This is a genomic window from Streptomyces sp. NPDC101490 (assembly GCF_044767145.1).
GTDB lineage: Bacteria > Actinomycetota > Actinomycetes > Streptomycetales > Streptomycetaceae > Streptomyces.
Window position 1 is genome coordinate 31753 of the sequence record NZ_JBIWNI010000017.1, and the last position, 16180, is coordinate 47932.

A 16180-nucleotide genomic window follows, 5' to 3' on the forward strand; every position below is an offset into this window, starting at 1 on the left:
GGGGTGGGGGGACTGTTTTTGGGGGGGCGCGGGGGGGGGGTGTGGTCCCCGGGGGGCCCCCGGGCCCGGGGGGGGGCCGGGCCCCGGCCCCCCCCCCGCCCCCCCCCCCCGGCCCTCAGTCGCTCAAGCCCTTCCTCCTCGGGGAGATGCGGGAGGCCCTGGGCGACCCGGCCTTCACGGCGGACGACGGGACGATGCCGGTGGTGGAACGGTTCCGGGTGGTGGCGCCGCCGGGGAGCGCGGACGGAGTGGCGGGGGCCCCGAGCGGGGCCTGGGGGCGGGACAGGGCACGGGCCTCGGGTGCGACGGATCAGACTCGCACCCTCAGACCCGTATCCCCATCCCCGGACCCGCGTCTCGGACCCGCGCCCCGGCGGTACGTCTCAGCCCACCGCCCTCGCCGCCGCGCGGCCCGCCGCCCGGCCCGAGAAGACGCAGCCGCCGAGGAAGGTGCCCTCCAGGGAGCGGTAGCCGTGGACGCCGCCGCCGCCGAACCCGGCCGCCTCGCCCGCCGCGTACACGCCCTCCAGGGGTCCCCCGCCGTCCGTCAGGACCCGGGAGTCCAGGTCGGTCTCCAGGCCGCCGAGCGACTTGCGGGTCAGGATGCTGAGGCGGACGGCGATCAGCGGGCCCGCAGCGGGGTCGAGGACGCGGTGCGGGGCGGCCGTACGGATGAGCTTGTCGCCCAGGTATCTGCGGGCGCCCCGGATCGCCGTGACCTGGAGGTCCTTGGTGAAGGGGTTGGCGATCTCCCGGTCGCGGGCGGTGATCTCGCGGCGCAGCGCGGTCTCGTCGATCAGGTCCTCGCCGGTGATCCGGTTCATGCCCCGGACGAGGGCGGAGAGGTCGTCCTCGACGACGAAGTCGACGCCCTTGTCCATGAACGCCTTCACGGGACCCGGCACGTCGGCGCGGGCCCGGCCCAGGACGTCACGGATCGACCTGCCGGTGAGGTCGGGGTTCTGTTCGGAGCCGGAGAGGGCGAACTCCTTGCCGATGATCTTCTTGTCCAGGACGAACCAGGTGTGGTCGTACCCGCTCCGCATGATGTGCTCGAGGGTGCCGAGGGTGTCGAAGCCGGGGAAGAGCGGGACGGGCAGCCGTCTGCCGGTCGCGTCCAGCCAGAGGGAGGACGGTCCGGGCAGGATGCGGATGCCGTGCCGGGCCCAGACCGGGTTCCAGTTCTCGATGCCCTCGGTGTAGTGCCACATCCGGTCGCGGTTGACGTGCCGGGCGCCCGCCTTCTCCGCGACGCCGAGCATCAGTCCGTCGACGTGGGCGGGGACCCCGGAGAGCAGTCGGGCGGGCGGGGTGCCGAGCCGGTCGGGCCACTGGGCGCGGACCAGGTCGTGGTTGCCGCCGATGCCGCCGGAGGTGACGATCACCGCCTGGGCGCGCAGTGTGAAGGTTCCGGTGACCGTACGGGTGCTGGCGGTGCCCCGGGCGGCGGCGGAGGGTTCCAGGATCTCGCCGGAGACGGTGTCGACGGCTCCGGCGGTACGGCCGAGGGCGGTGACCCGGTGGCGGAAGCGGAAGCGGACGAGACCCCGGGCGGCGCCCTCCCGGACCTTTCGCTCGAAGGGGGCGACGAGACCGGGGCCCGTACCCCAGGTGATGTGGAAGCGGGGGACGGAGTTGCCGTGGCCGTTGGCGTCGTAGCCGCCGCGCTCGGCCCAGCCGACGACGGGGAAGAAGCGCACCCCGCGCGCGTGGAGCCAGGCGCGCTTCTCGCCCGAGGCGAAGTCGACGTAGGCCTCGGCCCACTTCCGGGGCCAGTGGTCCTCGGCGCGGTCGAAGCCCGCGGTGCCGTACCAGTCCTGGAGGGCGAGGGCATGGCTGTCCTTCACCCGCATCCGGCGCTGCTCGGGCGAGTCGACGAGGAAGAGGCCGCCGAAGGACCAGTGGGCCTGGCCGCCGAGGGACTGTTCGGGTTCCTGGTCGAGGAGGATCACGGTGCGGCCCGCGTCGACCAGTTCGGCGGTGGCGACGAGTCCGGCGAGACCGGCTCCGATCACGATCACATCAGCGTCGTAGGACATGGACCGCATCTTGGATACACGGATGTATCGAGTCAACCGTCCGGACCGACCCCGGCCCTCCCGCTTTCTAATGCCGAGCATTAACATGAACGCATGGCGAGGACATCCGGACCCGGGACCCGGGACAGACTGATCCGGGCGGCGGAGGAGATCTTCGCGGCCCGAGGAGTCCACGGCGCACAGCTGCGGGACGTGGTGGCGCTGGCCGGACAGGCCAATCCGTCCGCCGTGCAGTACCACTTCGGCTCCCGCGCCGGGCTCCTCGACGCGGTGATGGCGGGCCGCCAGGCCCGTACGGAAGAGGTGCTCGCCCCGCTGCTCGCCGCCGCCGAGGACGAGACGCGCGCCCTGGTCGGGGCCCTCGTCACCGCCGAGGCGAGCGAGCTGCGGACCGAGCGGGGGCGGCGCTGTCTGCGGATCTCGGCGCAGCTCAGCCACGAGAGCGGAATCCGTGCCCGCACTCCGCACCCCACCCTCGCGGGCACCGCCTACTGGCGTCTGATCGAGCGGATCGCCGACCGGCTGGGCGCCGACGGGCTGCCGGGGCCGCTGCTCCTGGAGCGCCTCGACCTGGCACTGACCGTGGTGGGCGCGGCGCTCGCGGACCGGGCCCGGCAGTACCTCGACGGCATCGAACCCCTCACCGGAGAGGCGCTCTTCCTGGCCGACCTGGTGGAGACCACCACCGCCCTGCTGCGCGCGGCACAGCCGGAGCAGGCGCACCACCGAAAGGAACTTCCATGAACGACCTCACCGGCCGGACCGTGCTCATCACCGGCGGAGCCCGTGGTCTCGGCGCCGAGGCCGCCCGTCAGGCGGTCGCCGCGGGGGCGAACGTCGTCGTCACCGACGTCCTGGACGAGGAGGGCCGGGCGACCGCCGAGGCGCTCGGCGAACAGGCCCGCTTCTTCCACCACGACGTGAGCTCCGAGGAGGAGTGGACGGCGGCCGTCGCGTACGCGGTGGCGGAGTTCGGCGGGCTGCACGGTCTGGTGAACAACGCGGGCATCTCCACGGGCACGCTCCTGGAGACCGAGTCCGTCGAGCACTTCCGCAAGGTCCTCGACATCAATCTGACCGGTGTCTTCATCGGCATGAAGGCCGCGGTCCCGGCGATGCGGGAGGCCGGGGGCGGTTCGATCGTCAACATCTCCTCGGCCGCGGGCCTCATGGGTCTGGCGCTGACCGCCGGGTACGGCGCCTCCAAGTGGGGCGTCCGGGGTCTGACGAAGATCGGCGCGGTGGAGCTGGGCACGTCGAAGATCCGGGTGAACTCCGTCCACCCGGGCATGACGTACACGCCGATGACCGCCGCCGTGGGCATCCAGCAGGGCGAGGGCAACTACCCGAACACGCCGATGGGCCGGGTCGGCGAGGCCGACGAGATCGCGGGCGCGGTCGTCTTCCTGCTCTCGGACGCCGCCTCGTACGTGACGGGCGCGGAGCTGGCGGTCGACGGCGGCTGGACCACCGGTCCGACGGTCAAGTACGTCATGGGCCAGTGAGGCCGGTCGGGCGCCTCGGGACGACTCGGGGTGACTCGGGTTGACTCGGGGTCCGGTGGGCCCGGCGGGTTTGCTTGGATGGCGGCATGAGCGCCGCTGAAGAGATCCTCGACGTCGTCGACGAGCACGACCGGGTGATCGGCCGGGCCCCGCGCGGTGAGGTGTACGCACGGGGGCTGATCCACCGCTGTGTCTTCGTCCGGGTCAGGGACGCCGGGGGCCAGGTCTTCGTGCACCGCAGGACACCGACGAAGCTGGTCTTCCCCTCCCTGTACGACATGTTCGTCGGCGGGGTGGTCGGAGCGGGCGAGTCCTACGACGAGGCCGCCCTGCGCGAGGCCGAGGAGGAACTCGGCGTACGGGGCCTGCCCCGGCCCGAGCACGTCCTCACCTTCCTGTACGACTCCGGGGGCGTGGCCGGGAAGTGGTGGTCGGCGGTCTACGAGGTGCGGTGCGAGCTGCCGGTGGAGCCGCAGGCCGAGGAGGTCGCCTGGCACGGCTTCCTCACCGACGAGGAGCTGTCCGCCCGGCTCAGGACCTGGTCGTGGGTGCCGGACGGGCTCGCCGCGTACGAGCGTCTCCAGGCCCGCCCGGCGGGCTGAGACCACCCGGGCGGGCCGGGCATCCGGCCGTTAGGGTGCACATGTGAGCGATTTTGTGCGGAGTCTGCGGCTGTGGTTCGCGCCGCAGCGCGTCCGGGACGAGGGGGAGACGCCCGACTACCGTTTCTCCCTCGCCAACGAACGGACCTTCCTGGCCTGGATACGGACCGCGCTCGCCCTGGTCGGCGGCGGTTTCGCGGTGGACCAGTTCCTGCCGGACCTGCGGTGGGGCGTCCGGGTCGGGCTCGCGCTGGCGCTGCTCGCCGCCGGGGTGCTGTGCGCGCTGCGCGCGGTGAACCACTGGGTGCGCTGCGAGCGGGCCATGCGGCGCGGCGAGGACCTGCCCGGCTCCCGCTTCCCCGCGGTCCTGAGCCTGGTGGTGGCCGTGGTGGCGCTCACGATGGTGGTGGTCGTGCTCTTCGGCTGGGCGGGGCGGTGACGGACGCCGGTGACGGGCGGCCCGCCGGGGACCCTCCCGATCGCGGACGCCCGCCCGCCGGGAACCCTCACCGTCCGGCGCTCCCGCCCGCCGGGGACCCCCACGATCACGGGCTCCCGCCCGCCGGAACCCCTCACCGTCCACTGCTCCGGCCGCCGGTCGAGTCACTCCGTGATCCGGGGCTCCAGCCGGAGCGGACCCGGCTCGCCTGGCGGCGCACGACGCTGTCCTGCACCGTGGTCGCGGTGCTCGCGGTCAGACTGGGCGTCCGGGACGGGACCACCCCGCTGGGGGTGGCGGGGTTCGCGCTGTCGGCGCTGGTGTGGATCGCCTTCCTGGCCGTCGCCCACCGCCGCATCCGGTCCCTGAGCGCGGCCCGGCCGGACCCGCTGTCGTACCGGGGGGCCTGGCTCACGGCGCTCATCACGGTCTCGCTCGCGGTGTTCGGCGCGGCGATGATCTGGTGAGGCCCCCGGCGCCCGGACCCGTAGGGGACGCGCGGACGGGACGCGCGGACCGGACGCGCGGACGGCCGGACACCCTCTCCCGGTGTCCGGCCGTCCCCGTGTCCGCGCGTCCTCACCTTCCCCGCGTCCGCGCATCTGCGTGTCCGTGCGTCCTGGGGCGTCAGTCCTCGTCGTCGCCCTCGACGACCCCCATCAGGGCCTCGATCGCATCGACCGCGCTGCCGTCGTGGTCGCTGCCGACGGTTCCGCTGCCGCCGTACTGGACGTTGGCCGCCCGGTCGACCTCAAGGATCGAGTCGGCCTCGGAGTTGTCGATGACGGTGATCAGGCTGCCGCCGGCGACGGCGGGCCCGGTGGCGGCCGCGAGCAGCGCCACGGCGAGACCGAGGGCTCTGAGCGGGACCGCCCGCTTCACACCCCCACCGCCTGGGGGGCCTCGTGGCGGCGGGCGATGTTCCGCTCCAGGAGGCGGGTCGACGCGGCCACCCCGATGCTGGCGGCGGGATCGAAGGACGGCAGCCGCCCGTCCGCCCGCTTCAGCTCGGTGAGCGCCGAGTCCATGGCCTGGTGCGCGGCGAAGAGGCAGGGGGTGCTGTAGATCGCCACGTCCACGCCCAGCTCGGAGAGTTCGGCGAGCGAGAGCCGGGGGGACTTGCCGCCCGCGATCTGGTTGAAGAGCAGCGGCTTGTCGCCGACGACCTCACGGATGCGCTTGATCCACTCCACGTTCCGCACGCCGTCGACCAGGACCACGTCGGCTTCGGTCGCGGCCAGGCACTTGGCCCGGTGGAGGATCTCCTCCTCGTCGGTCGCGTCCGTACGGGCCACGACGACCATGTCCCGGCGGGTCGCGAGGACCATCTCCAGCTTGTTCAGGTACTCGTCCAGCGGCAGCACCTGCTTCCCGTCCGCGTGCCCGCACCGGCGCGGGCGCTTCTGGTCCTCCAGGATCACCCCCGAGGCCCCGATCCGCTCCAGGCCCTCCACGACGTGGCAGGCCACCTCGGGGTCGACGTAGCCGTCGTCGATGTCCACGAGCAGGTGCTGCTTCGGGAACGCGCCCCGGAGCCGCTGCACGAACCCGACCATGTCCGGCCAGGCGATGAAGCCGACGTCCGGCAGTCCGTAGTACGAGGCGGAGAAGCCGAACCCGGAGACGAACATCCCGTCGTAGTGGTCGGCGGCGACGGACGCCGAGTACATGTCGAACACGCCGATCAGCGGGGTCGTGCCGGGCGCGGCGATCCGCTCGCGCAGTTTGGTTCCGTAGCTCTCGTGACGTGCGTCGCTCAACGTCCCACTCCTGGTCTTCTCGGGAAAGCAGAAAAAGCGTCGGGGCCGTCACGACACGACAACCCCTTGCCTAAACCTGATGATTTCGTGGGAAGTCGTTGAACTTCACCATGCGAACGCTTTACTCACTCTCCAGGCTCAGCGCATTCACCACAGAAACGTCACTGCCGACGGTGGACCCGGGCTCCGCGACGCCCTCTCCAACTGACAGTCTTCCTCTGTCCAGTTGGACTCCGAACGGAGGGAACCCCTTGTCCGCGACCGACCCCTACGTGGTCACGCTCGCACCGCACGTGCACGCCTTCGTCCAGCCCGACGGGGGCTGGTGCCTGAACAACGCCGGATTCCTCGGCGACGCGCGGGAGTCGCTGCTCGTCGACACCGCCGCCACCGAGCGCCGGGCCCGACTGCTCCGCGAGGCGGTCCTCGCCGAGGGCCTGCCGCTGCCCCGCACCGTCGTCTCGACCCACCACCACGGCGACCACACCTACGGCAACGGGGTGTTCATGCCGGAGGCACGGATCGTGGGGCACGAGAACTGCCGGGCCGAACAGCTGGAGGCCGGGCACCAGCTGCATCTGCTGTGGCCGCGGACGGACTTCGGGAAGGTCGAGATCCTGCCGCCGTCGGTCACCTACCGGGACCGGCTCACGCTGTACGTCGGCGACACCGAGGTGCGGCTGATCCACCCGGGGCCCGCGCACACCACGGGCGACTCCGTCGTGCACCTTCCCGAACAGGGCGTGGTGTTCACCGGCGACCTGGTCTTCCAGGGCGGGACGCCGTTCCTGCCGATGGGTTCGCTGACGGGGTCGCTGCGCGCCCTCGACCTGCTGCGGTCGCTGGACGCGCCGACGGTGGTGCCGGGGCACGGCCGGGTGACCGACCCCTCGGCGTACGACTCGACCGAGCGGTATCTGCGCTGGGTGCGGGAGCTGGCGGCGGAGGGGCACGCGCGCGGGGCGACGCCGCTGGAGACGGCCCGGCGCGCGGATCTGGGCGAGTTCGCCGTCTGGCGGGAGAGCGAGCGCCTGGTGGCGAACCTGCACCGGGCGTACGCGGAGCTGGCGGGCCTTCCGGAGGGCTCGCCGCTGGACCCGGTGGCGGTCTTCGGCGACATGGCGGCGATGAACGGCGGAGTGCCGGTGGCCTGCCACGCCTGAGCCGCGCCCGAGCCTCGCGGGGAGCCCGTACGGGGGATGGGGAGGGGGACGAGGAGGCGGGCGCGGGACCTGCGGGGGCTTCGGTTCCCTCCCGCGCCCGGAGGGCGCCCCGCGGGCCCCTCTGGACGACATACCGACTGGTCGGTCATCATGGGCGGCGACCGCAGCCGATCCGGAGGTAGCCCATGAGTTCCGCCCCGCCGCCAGGTCTCGACCCCGAGCGGCTGCGCCGCTTCCTCGACGCGGAACGGCCCGGCCTGGTGACCGGCCCCCTCGAAGCCGGGCTGATCCAGGGCGGGCGCTCGAACCTGACGTACACCGTCACCGACGGCACCGGCCGCTGGGTCGTCCGCCGTCCGCCGCTCGGTCATGTCCTCGCCACCGCCCACGACATGCGGCGCGAGCACCGCGTCATCAGCGCCCTGCACACCACGGACGTCCCCGTCCCCCGGACCCTGCTGCTCTGCGAGGACGAGTCGGTGCTCGGAGCGCCGTTCTACGTCATGGAGTTCGTCGACGGGACCCCGTACCGTTCGGCCGGCGAACTCGCCCCGCTCGGCCCCGGGCGCACCCGCGCCACCGTCCTCGGCCTCGTCGACACCCTCGTCGGCCTGCACTCCGTGGACCCCGGCGCCGTCGGGCTCGGCGACTTCGGGCGCCCCGAGGGCTTCCTCGACCGGCAGCTGCGCCGCTGGGGCAAGCAGCTCGACGCCTCGCGCGGCCGTGAACTGCCGGGGATCGAGGAGCTGCACGCCGCCCTCGGCCGGGCGCTGCCCGTCTCACCGCCGCCCACCGTGATCCACGGCGACTACCGCCTCGACAACGTCCTCGTCGGCGCCGACGACCGCGTCCGGGCCGTCCTCGACTGGGAGATGTCCACCCTCGGCGACCCGCTCACCGATCTGGGCCTGCTGGTCATGTACAGCACCCCGCTCGACCTGCCGGACTCCCCCCTCTCCAGCACCGCCACGGCCCCCGGCCACCCGAGCGCCGCCGAGCTGGTCGAGCGCTACGCAGCCCGGTCCGGCCGCGACACCTCCGCCCTCTCCTGGTACACGGCCTTCGCCTGGTTCAAGCTCGCCGTGATCCTGGAGGGCATCCACTACCGCTGGACCCTCGGGCAGACGGTCGGCGCGGGCTTCGACCGCATCGGCGAACTCGTCCCCGTCTTCATCGAGCACGGCCTGACCACCCTCCAGGAAGGCTGACCCGCCATGGACTTCGCCCACGACGCGCGCACCGAGGAACTCCGCGCGAGGCTCCTCGCCTTCATGGACGCGTACGTGTACCCGGCCGAGCGGACCGCCGGGGAGCAGCGCGCCCTGCTCGCCTCGCCCTGGGACACCCCGCCGGTCGTCGAGGAGCTCAAGGCCGAGGCCAGGCGGCAGGGGCTCTGGAACCTCTTCCTCCCCGACAGCGCCTACGGAGCCGGTCTGACCAACCTCCAGTACGCGCCGCTCGCCGAGATCACCGGCCGCAGCCCGCAGCTGGCCCCCACCGCCCTCAACTGCGCCGCCCCGGACACCGGGAACATGGAGCTGCTCGCCCAGTTCGGCGACGAGGAGCAGCGGAAGCGGTGGCTGGAGCCGCTGCTCTCGGGCGAGATCCGCTCGGCCTTCGCGATGACCGAACCCGAGGTCGCGTCCTCGGACGCCACGAACATCGAGACCCGCATCCGGCGGGACGGCGACTCGTACGTCGTCGACGGCCGCAAGTGGTACATCTCCGGGGCGATGAACCCCGACTGCCGGATCTTCGTCGTCATGGGCAAGACCGATCCCGACGGCGCCGACCCGCGCCGCCAGCAGTCGATGGTCCTGGTGCCGCGCGACACCCCGGGCGTCGAGGTCCGGCGCGCGATGCGGGTGTACGGGTACGAGGACCACTCCCACGGCGGCCACGCCGAGGTGCTCTTCGACGGCGTCCGCGTCCCCGCCTCGCACCTCATCGGCGAGGAGGGCGGCGGTTTCGCCATCGCGCAGGCCAGGCTCGGCCCCGGCCGCATCCACCACTGCATGCGGCTCATCGGCATGGCCGAGCGGGCCCTGGAACTGACCTGTCGGCGCGTGGTCTCCCGTACCGCCTTCGGGAAGCCGCTGGCCCAGCAGGGCGTGGTGCGGAACTGGATCGCGGACGCCCGGGTGACGATCGAGCAGCTGCGGCTCCTCGTCCTGAAGACCGCCTGGCTCATGGACACCGTCGGCAACCGGGGTGCGCACACCGAGATCCAGGCCATCAAGATCGCGACTCCGCGCGCGGTCGTCGACATCATCGACAAGGCCGTGCAGGCGCACGGCGCGGGCGGGGTCTCGCAGGACTTCCCGCTGGCCGAGCTGTGGGCGGCGGCCCGGACGCTGCGGCTCGCGGACGGCCCGGACGAGGTGCACCAGCGGTCGCTGGCACGGCATGAGCTGAGGAAGTACCGGTAGGCGGCGGACCGGGCGGGACGGGCCTTCGGAGGGCCCGTCCCACCGGGGCCCGAGGAGCCTCGGGGCGGGGCGGGCCTGAGGGGCCTGGTGACCTGAGGGGTTCCGGCGGGTGCGGGGCTCCGGGGCCGGGGAGGCCTCGGGGCGCGCGTACCTCAGGGCCGGAGGGCCCTCAGCAGCAGGTCGGCGAGGTGGTCGGCGACCTGTCCGGGGCCGAGGGGGCCGTCGGGGCGGTACCAGGTGGACAGATGGTGCACGGAGCCGAAGTGGTAGTCGACCACGAGGTCGGCGGGGGTCGCCGCGGAGAACACCCCGGTGCGCTGGCCCTCCTCGACCAGGGCCCGGAAGCGCTCGTGGTAGCGGCGGCGCTCGGCCCGTACCTGCTTGTTCTTCTCGGGGCTGAGGTGGTGCATCGAGCGGAAGAAGATGGCGGCGTCGTCGAGGTTCTCGATGGTGGTGACGACGACGTCGGCGGCGGCGGTACGCAGCCGGTCCTCGACGGGCGCGTCGGCGTCCGCGTGGGCGTCGAGCCGTTCCTGCTGGAGGCGCAGGACCCGGGCGTAGACCTCCTGGAGGAGGTCCTCCTTGGAACCGAAGTAGTGGTAGAGGGCGCCCTTGGTGACCCCGGCGGCCTCCACGATCTCCTGGACGGAGGTCCGGTCGTACCCCCGCTCCGCGAAGAGCCGGGTGGCGGCGGCGAGGAGCCTCTGGGGGACGGGCGTACCGCTGTCGTCCGTCGTCCTGGCCATGCTCCGCCGCCTTTCCTGATGATCGTTCTCGGCCGGGGGACTTCTCCCCGCCCGGTAGATCTTCCCATCCACCGGGGCCCGGGACGTCCGCCGAGGCCCGGCGGGCGCCCGGGCGCGGTCAGCGGGGGCCGCTCTCCCAGGTGCGCTGGAGGTGGTTCATCGTGCTGAGCCAGCGCTCGGGGTCGGTGGCCCGGTTGCGGTAGTACCCGGCGACCTCGGGGTGGGGCAGGACGAGGAAGCGGTCGGCGGCGACGGCGTCGAGGAGGGCGTCGGCGACGGCTTCGGGCTCGATCGCGGTGGGCGCGAGGACGAGCTCCCCGGCCGATCCGGCGGCGGTGAGCATGTCGGTGCGGACGCCCTGCGGGCAGATCGCGTGGACGGAGAGGCCCCGGTGCCGGTAGGTGAGCGAGAGCCATTCGGCGAAGGCGTACGCGCCGTGCTTGGAGACGCTGTAGGGGGCCGCGCCGATCATGGTGAGCAGCCCGGCGGCGGAGACCGTGGAGACGAACCGGCCGCTGCCGCGCTCCAGCCAGGCGGGGAGGAGGGCGCGGGCGGCGCGGACGTGCGCCATCACGTTGACGTCCCAGGCCGCGGCCCAGACGTCCTCGTCGGCGAAGGCGTCACCGGGCGAGGAGAGTCCGGCGTTGGCGCACCAGATGTCGACGGTGCCGCCGAGGGCCTCGCGGGCCTCCTCGACGACGGCGGAGGCGTCGCCGGGGACCGCGAGGGCGCCGGTCTCCTCCGCGATGGCCTTCAGCCGGGCGGGGTCGAGGTCGTTGACGACGACCCTGGCCCCCTCGGCGGCGAACCTGCGGGCGAGGGCGGCGCCGATGCCGCCGCCCGCCCCGGTGACGACGACTCCGGCGCCCCGGACGGCGCCGACGCCCGTGCTCCCGCCCGTGTCCGTGCTCGTATCCGTGCTCGTATCCGTGTCCGTGCTCGTGTCCCCGCTCATGTCCACCTCGTCGACGTGACGGCCCCGGCCTTCCGGACGGCAGACTAACCGGTCGGTATGTCATGGGGGAAGGGGCCGGAGCGGGAGCGGCGGCGAGAGGAGCGGCGGCGAACGGGAGGACCCGCCCTCCCGGTCCCGCACGTCCGGTCCGCACGCCCGATCCCGCACATCCGGTCCACGCGCCCGGTCCGCCCTCTCGGTCCCGCCCTCTCGGTCCCGCACGCCCGGTCCCGCACGCCCGGTCCCGCACGCCTCGTTCCCCGGTGGCGCCGGGAGCGCTAGCGTGCGTGCCCATGTCACGCACCCCGGCCGGGGGCGGCGAACGAGGAGGTCTGCGCATGGGTCTGACGCGACGGAGTCTGCTGGCCGCCGGGGGCGCCCTCGGGGCGGTGGCCGCCACCGCCCCGGCCGCCGCCACCGCCGCCGCGGCTCCGGCCGCCCCCGCGACGGGCCGGTCCCCGGGGCGCGGCCGGGTGCGGACGGGCTTCGACCGGCTGGCCGCCGACGGGTACGCGCTGCTCGCCGGGGAGCGCGTCGGCATCGTCACCAACCCCACCGGGATCACCGCCGACGCCCGGCACGTGGTGGACGTGATGCACGCCGACGACCGGGTGGAGCTGACCGCCGTCTTCGGCCCCGAGCACGGTTTCCGGGGCACGGCCCAGGCGGGCGGTTCGGAGGGCCGGTACGACGATCCGGCGACCGGGCTGCCCGTCCACGACACCTATCTGAAGAGCGGGCAGCCGCTCGCGGACGTCTTCACCGCCTCCGGCGTGGACACCGTCGTCTTCGACATCCAGGACGTCGGCGCCCGCTTCTACACCTACATCTGGACGCTGTACGACTGCATGGCCGCCGCCGCGCTCGCCGGGAAGCGGTTCGTGGTCCTCGACCGGCCGAACCCGGTGACCGGCCGGGCGGCGCTCGGCCCCGTCCTGGACCGGGCGTTCGCCACCTTCGTGGGGCGCGAGCCGATCGCGCAGGCGCACGGGATGACCGTGGCGGAGCTGGCCCGGCTCTTCGCCGCCGAGTTCCTGACCACACCGGTCGACCTGGAGACCGTACGGATGACGGGGTGGCGGCGCACGGACTTCTTCGACGCCTGCGGGCTGCCCTGGGTGCCCCCGAGCCCCAACATGCCGACCCCGGAGACCGCACTCGTCTACTCCGGCACCTGTCTCTTCGAGGGGACGAACCTCTCGGAGGGCCGGGGCACCACCCGCCCGTTCGAACTGCTCGGCGCCGAGGGCGTGGACCGCCGGTGGGCGCAGGCCGCGAACGCCCTGGGGCTGCCCGGGGTCCACTTCCGCGAGGCGTACTTCGCGCCGACCTTCTCCAAGTTCCAGGGCAGGACCGTGGGCGGGGTCCAGCTGCACGTCCACGACCGGGAGTCGTTCGACCCGGTGCGGACCGGCATCGGGCTCCTCGTCACCGCCCGCGCCTCCTGGTCCGGCTTCGCCTGGCGGCCGGACCACTGGATCGACAAGCTGACCGGCTCGGCCCGGGTGCGGACCCTGATCGACGCGGGGGCGGGCGTCGACGAGGTGACGGGCGCCTGGGGGGCGGACCTGGGCGCGTTCCGGGCGCTGCGGAAGGAGCACCTGCTCTACCGCTGACGGGGGTTGTCCCCCGCCGACGGCCGGGGGACGGCGGGATGTCGCCCGGCCGGTGCGGCGACCAGGCTGTCCCCATGAAGCCCACCACCCTCACCCTGCGCCGTCGGCTCCCCCTCGTCGGGCTGCTGGTCGCCGCCTGCCTCGGCGCCCTGACGCCCGCCGCCGGGGCGGCCGGTCCCCCGGCCGGTCCCGACCCGGCGCGCGAACTCGCCCGTACGGCGGTGCCGTTCACCGATCTGGCACCGCTCGACCGGATGATCGGCTCGGCCAGGGTCGTCGGTGTCGGCGAGGCCACGCACAGCTCGGCCGAGTTCTTCACCGCCAAGCACCGGATCTTCGAACACCTGGTGGAGCGGCGGGGCTTCACCACCTTCGCCCTGGAGGCCAACTGGTCGACCGGGCTGCTCGTCGACACCTGGGTGCGCACCGGCCGGGGGGACATCCGGGCGATCATGCGGGACGAGTTCCAGGAGTCGTACCGTCTGTGGAACACCGAGGAGTACCTCGACCTGTTCCGCTGGATGCGGCGGCACAACCAGCTCCATCCGGGGCACCAGGTCCGCTTCATGGGCAACGATCTGGGGTACGCGGGCCGGAACCTCTTCGACGCCGTGACCTCCCACGTGGCCCGTACCGATCCGGCGCTCCTCCCCCGGCTCCGGGAGCTGTACCGGGCGTCGCGGCCCACCGGGAGCGTCGAGAGCTGGATGAAGGGGTACATGGCGAGGCCCCTTCCGGAGCGGCGGCGGATGGCCGCCGAGGTGAACGGGGCGCTGGCACTCCTGGAGCGCCGCCGCCCGGCCACGGACCCCGGCGCACGCGAGGCCGACGCCTGGGCGGTCCAGCACGCGCGGGCCATCGCCCAGGTCGGCACCGAGATGGCGCACGACTTCGGGACCGACGAGGGGATCGCGGCGGCGATGCTCTACCGGGACCGGACCATGGCCGAGAACACGGTCTGGTGGCAGCGGCGGACCGGCGACCGCATGGTGCTCTCCGCGCACAACGGGCACGTCGGCTACGAGACCACCGCGCCGGAGCAGTACCCGAGGCTCCAGGGCGCCTTCCTCCGCGACGCCCTCGGCGACGGCTACGTCAGCGTCGGCGCCTCCTTCGGACAGGGCTCCTTCAACGCGCACGAGATCGGGGTCCCCGGCGAACCCCTCCGGTCCTTCACGGTCGGCCCGCTGGGACCGGACAGCACCTCCGCCGTCCTGGACCGCGTCTCGCCCGGCGCCTTCTACCTGGACCTGCGGCGCGCAGGCCCGGCGGCGCGCGACTGGCTCGGCGTCCACCGGCCGACCCGGAACATCGGGACCGCGTACCCCTGGCCCGGCGACCTCGTCCCGGTCCGGCTCGCCACCTCGTACGACCTCCTGGTCCACTTCCCCCGGGTCACGGCGGCGCGACTGCGCTGAGCGGGCCCGCCACCGCCCCCGGGCACCTTTCGGCTCCGGCGGCGCTTTCCGGACACCGTCCAGGTCTGACCGGGGCCCGGCACGGGAATGCTCGCCGGGGAAGCCGCCGCCCGCGCACCGCGCGCAGGGCGCGACGGCCCCCTCGACGCGGAGGGACGGTCGCCCCGTGACCGGAATGAGTGTGGAGCCGTACCGGGAGCTCGTCTTCGACAAGGAGGGTGACGGTCCCGCCGGGCAGGCCGGCGCCCTCGCCTCGCTCGCCCGGCAGGGGGTCGGCGACCTGATCGTGTTCGCGCACGGGTGGAACAGCTCGCCGTCGGGCGCCACCCGGCTCTGCTCCGACTTCTTCGCCCCCTTCCCGGAGCTGCTCGCGCCGGGGGCGGAGGTGGGGTACGCGGGCCTGATCTGGCCGTCCATGATGTTCAGCGGCGAACCGGCCCCGGACTACCGGGCCCTGGTGACCGTTCTGCCGGAGAAGGAGCAGGTCCTCGACCGGATCACGGACCTGCTGGTGGCGGCCGCTCCGGACGAGGCCGCGTTCGCCCGGTTCGGGGCGCTGCTGCGGGAGTTCGCGGACGTGCCGCCCGGGGAGGGCGCCGAGGGCGCGGCCGGACCCGCGGCGCGGGTCCCCGGGTTCCTGCTCGCGGACCCGGTGGAGACGTGCGCGCTGTTCACCGCCGCGCTCGACGCGTGCGGGCGGGGCGGGGCGGGCCCGGAGCCGGAGGGGTTCCGGGTGGGCCTCGGGGCGTACTGGCGGGGCGCGCGGGAGGCGCTGCGGCAGACCACGTACTACCTGATGCGGCAACGGGCGGGCCGGGTCGGCGAGTTCGGGCTCGGTCCGCTGCTCGGCGAGGTGGCCCGTGCCGCGCCCGGACTGCGGGTGCACCTCGTCGGCCACAGCATGGGCGCCCGGCTCGTCGCGTACGCGCTGAAGGGGCTGCCGCCGGGGGCGCGGCCGGTGGCCTCGGTGACGCTCCTCCAGGGCGCCTTCTCCCACTACGCGTTCGCGGAGCGGCTCCCGCACGATCCCCGGCGCTCCGGCGCGCTGTGGGACGTCCGGTCGCGGGTGCGGGGGCCGGTGGTGGCCTGCTACTCGCGGCACGACACGGCGCTGGGGGTGATGTACCCGCTGGCGTCCCGGCTCGCGGACGAGTCCGCGTCGCTGGCCGCCGCCGTCGGGGTGCCCGGTCCTTCCCCGGCCGGAGTCGCCGCCGGGGCGCCCGGCGCGGCCCTCTCCGGCGCAGGGCGGCTGCCGGGCGTGGACGACCCGCGCTGGGGGGCGATCGGGCACGACGGGGTGCGGGCCGTCCCGGGGACGGCGGAGCGGACGCTGGCGCGGGTGCTGCGCGAGGGGGTGCCGGGGTCGGGGTGCGTGAGCGTGGACGCGGCGGAGGTGGTCCGCTCGCACGCGGACATACGCCATGCGGAGCTGGCCCGGGTGGTGGTGTCGGCGGCGGGGGCGGGCCGGTAGCGGAGACCCGGGAGCACGGGAGGGGTCGCCGGGGTGG

General features: G+C 73.9%; 16 protein-coding genes. 11 read left to right on the forward strand and 5 right to left on the reverse strand.

The genetic code is table 11. The features are described from left to right. Positions 1-383: 383 nt before the first annotated feature. Positions 384-2039 (reverse strand): FAD-binding dehydrogenase, encoded by a 1656-nt coding sequence (locus tag ACIRQY_RS25730; RefSeq protein WP_403929740.1) that lies wholly within the window; start codon positions 2037-2039, stop codon positions 384-386. Positions 2040-2132: 93 nt separating this feature from the next. On the opposite strand from ACIRQY_RS25730, the gene ACIRQY_RS25735 reads away from it, so the two are divergent. The 5 genes from ACIRQY_RS25735 (at position 2133) to ACIRQY_RS25755 (ending at position 5052) form a co-directional block, all read left to right on the forward strand. Further along, positions 2133-2783 carry a TetR/AcrR family transcriptional regulator gene (locus ACIRQY_RS25735; RefSeq protein ID WP_403929743.1) on the forward strand — a complete coding sequence of 217 codons (651 nt, stop codon included), beginning with the start codon at positions 2133-2135 and terminating at the stop codon, positions 2781-2783. After that, positions 2780-3544: a glucose 1-dehydrogenase gene (locus ACIRQY_RS25740; protein ID WP_403929745.1), complete on the forward strand. Its 765-nt coding sequence runs from the start codon at positions 2780-2782 to the stop codon at positions 3542-3544. Before ACIRQY_RS25735 ends, ACIRQY_RS25740 begins: the two co-directional genes overlap by 4 nt. An 86-nt stretch (positions 3545-3630) precedes the next feature. Then, positions 3631-4146, forward strand: coding sequence for an NUDIX domain-containing protein (locus tag ACIRQY_RS25745; RefSeq protein WP_403929748.1), 516 nt, complete (start codon positions 3631-3633; stop codon positions 4144-4146). 43 nt (positions 4147-4189) lie between these two features. Continuing rightward, complete coding sequence (locus ACIRQY_RS25750; RefSeq protein WP_351788746.1) at positions 4190-4585, forward strand: DUF202 domain-containing protein; 396 nt, start codon at positions 4190-4192, stop codon at positions 4583-4585. A 143-nt stretch (positions 4586-4728) separates the two neighbouring features. After that, positions 4729-5052 carry a DUF202 domain-containing protein gene (locus tag ACIRQY_RS25755; RefSeq protein ID WP_403929960.1) on the forward strand — a complete coding sequence of 108 codons (324 nt, stop codon included), beginning with the start codon at positions 4729-4731 and terminating at the stop codon, positions 5050-5052. 160 nt (positions 5053-5212) lie between these two features. On the opposite strand, the gene ACIRQY_RS25760 is transcribed toward ACIRQY_RS25755, so the two are convergent. Together ACIRQY_RS25760 and ACIRQY_RS25765 are read right to left on the reverse strand one after the other, a co-directional pair. Beyond that, a complete protein-coding gene (locus tag ACIRQY_RS25760) occupies positions 5213-5467 on the reverse strand; it encodes a hypothetical protein (protein ID WP_403929751.1) in 255 nt (84 codons plus the stop codon). Next, a complete protein-coding gene (locus ACIRQY_RS25765) occupies positions 5464-6345 on the reverse strand; it encodes an isocitrate lyase/PEP mutase family protein (RefSeq protein WP_351788754.1) in 882 nt (293 codons plus the stop codon). Before ACIRQY_RS25765 ends, ACIRQY_RS25760 begins: the two co-directional genes overlap by 4 nt. A gap of 251 nt (positions 6346-6596) precedes the next feature. Here ACIRQY_RS25765 and ACIRQY_RS25770 point away from each other — a divergent pair, with 251 nt between their 5' ends. From ACIRQY_RS25770 to ACIRQY_RS25780, 3 genes are all read left to right on the forward strand, one after another. Next, positions 6597-7508 (forward strand): MBL fold metallo-hydrolase, encoded by a 912-nt coding sequence (locus tag ACIRQY_RS25770; protein WP_351788757.1) that lies wholly within the window; start codon positions 6597-6599, stop codon positions 7506-7508. 185 nt (positions 7509-7693) lie between these two features. Continuing rightward, on the forward strand, positions 7694-8716 hold the full coding sequence (locus ACIRQY_RS25775) for a phosphotransferase (protein ID WP_403929755.1): 1023 nt from the start codon (positions 7694-7696) through the stop codon (positions 8714-8716). 6 nt (positions 8717-8722) lie between these two features. Next, the gene (locus ACIRQY_RS25780; protein ID WP_403929759.1) at positions 8723-9937 is read left to right on the forward strand and encodes an acyl-CoA dehydrogenase family protein; all 1215 of its coding nucleotides are present in this window, start codon (positions 8723-8725) and stop codon (positions 9935-9937) included. 152 nt (positions 9938-10089) lie between these two features. Here ACIRQY_RS25780 and ACIRQY_RS25785 read toward each other — a convergent pair whose 3' ends face one another. Beyond that, positions 10090-10683, reverse strand: coding sequence for a TetR/AcrR family transcriptional regulator (locus ACIRQY_RS25785; RefSeq protein WP_351788765.1), 594 nt, complete (start codon positions 10681-10683; stop codon positions 10090-10092). 118 nt (positions 10684-10801) lie between these two features. After that, positions 10802-11638, reverse strand: a complete 837-nt coding sequence (locus tag ACIRQY_RS25790) for an SDR family oxidoreductase (protein ID WP_403929763.1) — start codon at positions 11636-11638, stop codon at positions 10802-10804. A 338-nt stretch (positions 11639-11976) separates the two neighbouring features. Between ACIRQY_RS25790 and ACIRQY_RS25795 the strand changes: the two genes are divergently transcribed. The 3 genes from ACIRQY_RS25795 to ACIRQY_RS25805 all read left to right on the forward strand — a co-directional run bounded on the left by ACIRQY_RS25795 (position 11977) and on the right by ACIRQY_RS25805 (position 16143). After that, positions 11977-13254, forward strand: coding sequence for an exo-beta-N-acetylmuramidase NamZ domain-containing protein (locus ACIRQY_RS25795; protein ID WP_403929766.1), 1278 nt, complete (start codon positions 11977-11979; stop codon positions 13252-13254). Between the two features lie 74 nt (positions 13255-13328). After that, positions 13329-14672: an erythromycin esterase family protein gene (locus ACIRQY_RS25800; protein WP_403929769.1), complete on the forward strand. Its 1344-nt coding sequence runs from the start codon at positions 13329-13331 to the stop codon at positions 14670-14672. Positions 14673-14847: 175 nt separating this feature from the next. After that, a complete protein-coding gene (locus tag ACIRQY_RS25805) occupies positions 14848-16143 on the forward strand; it encodes a serine-threonine protein kinase (RefSeq protein ID WP_403929963.1) in 1296 nt (431 codons plus the stop codon). Positions 16144-16180: the final 37 nt, after the last annotated feature.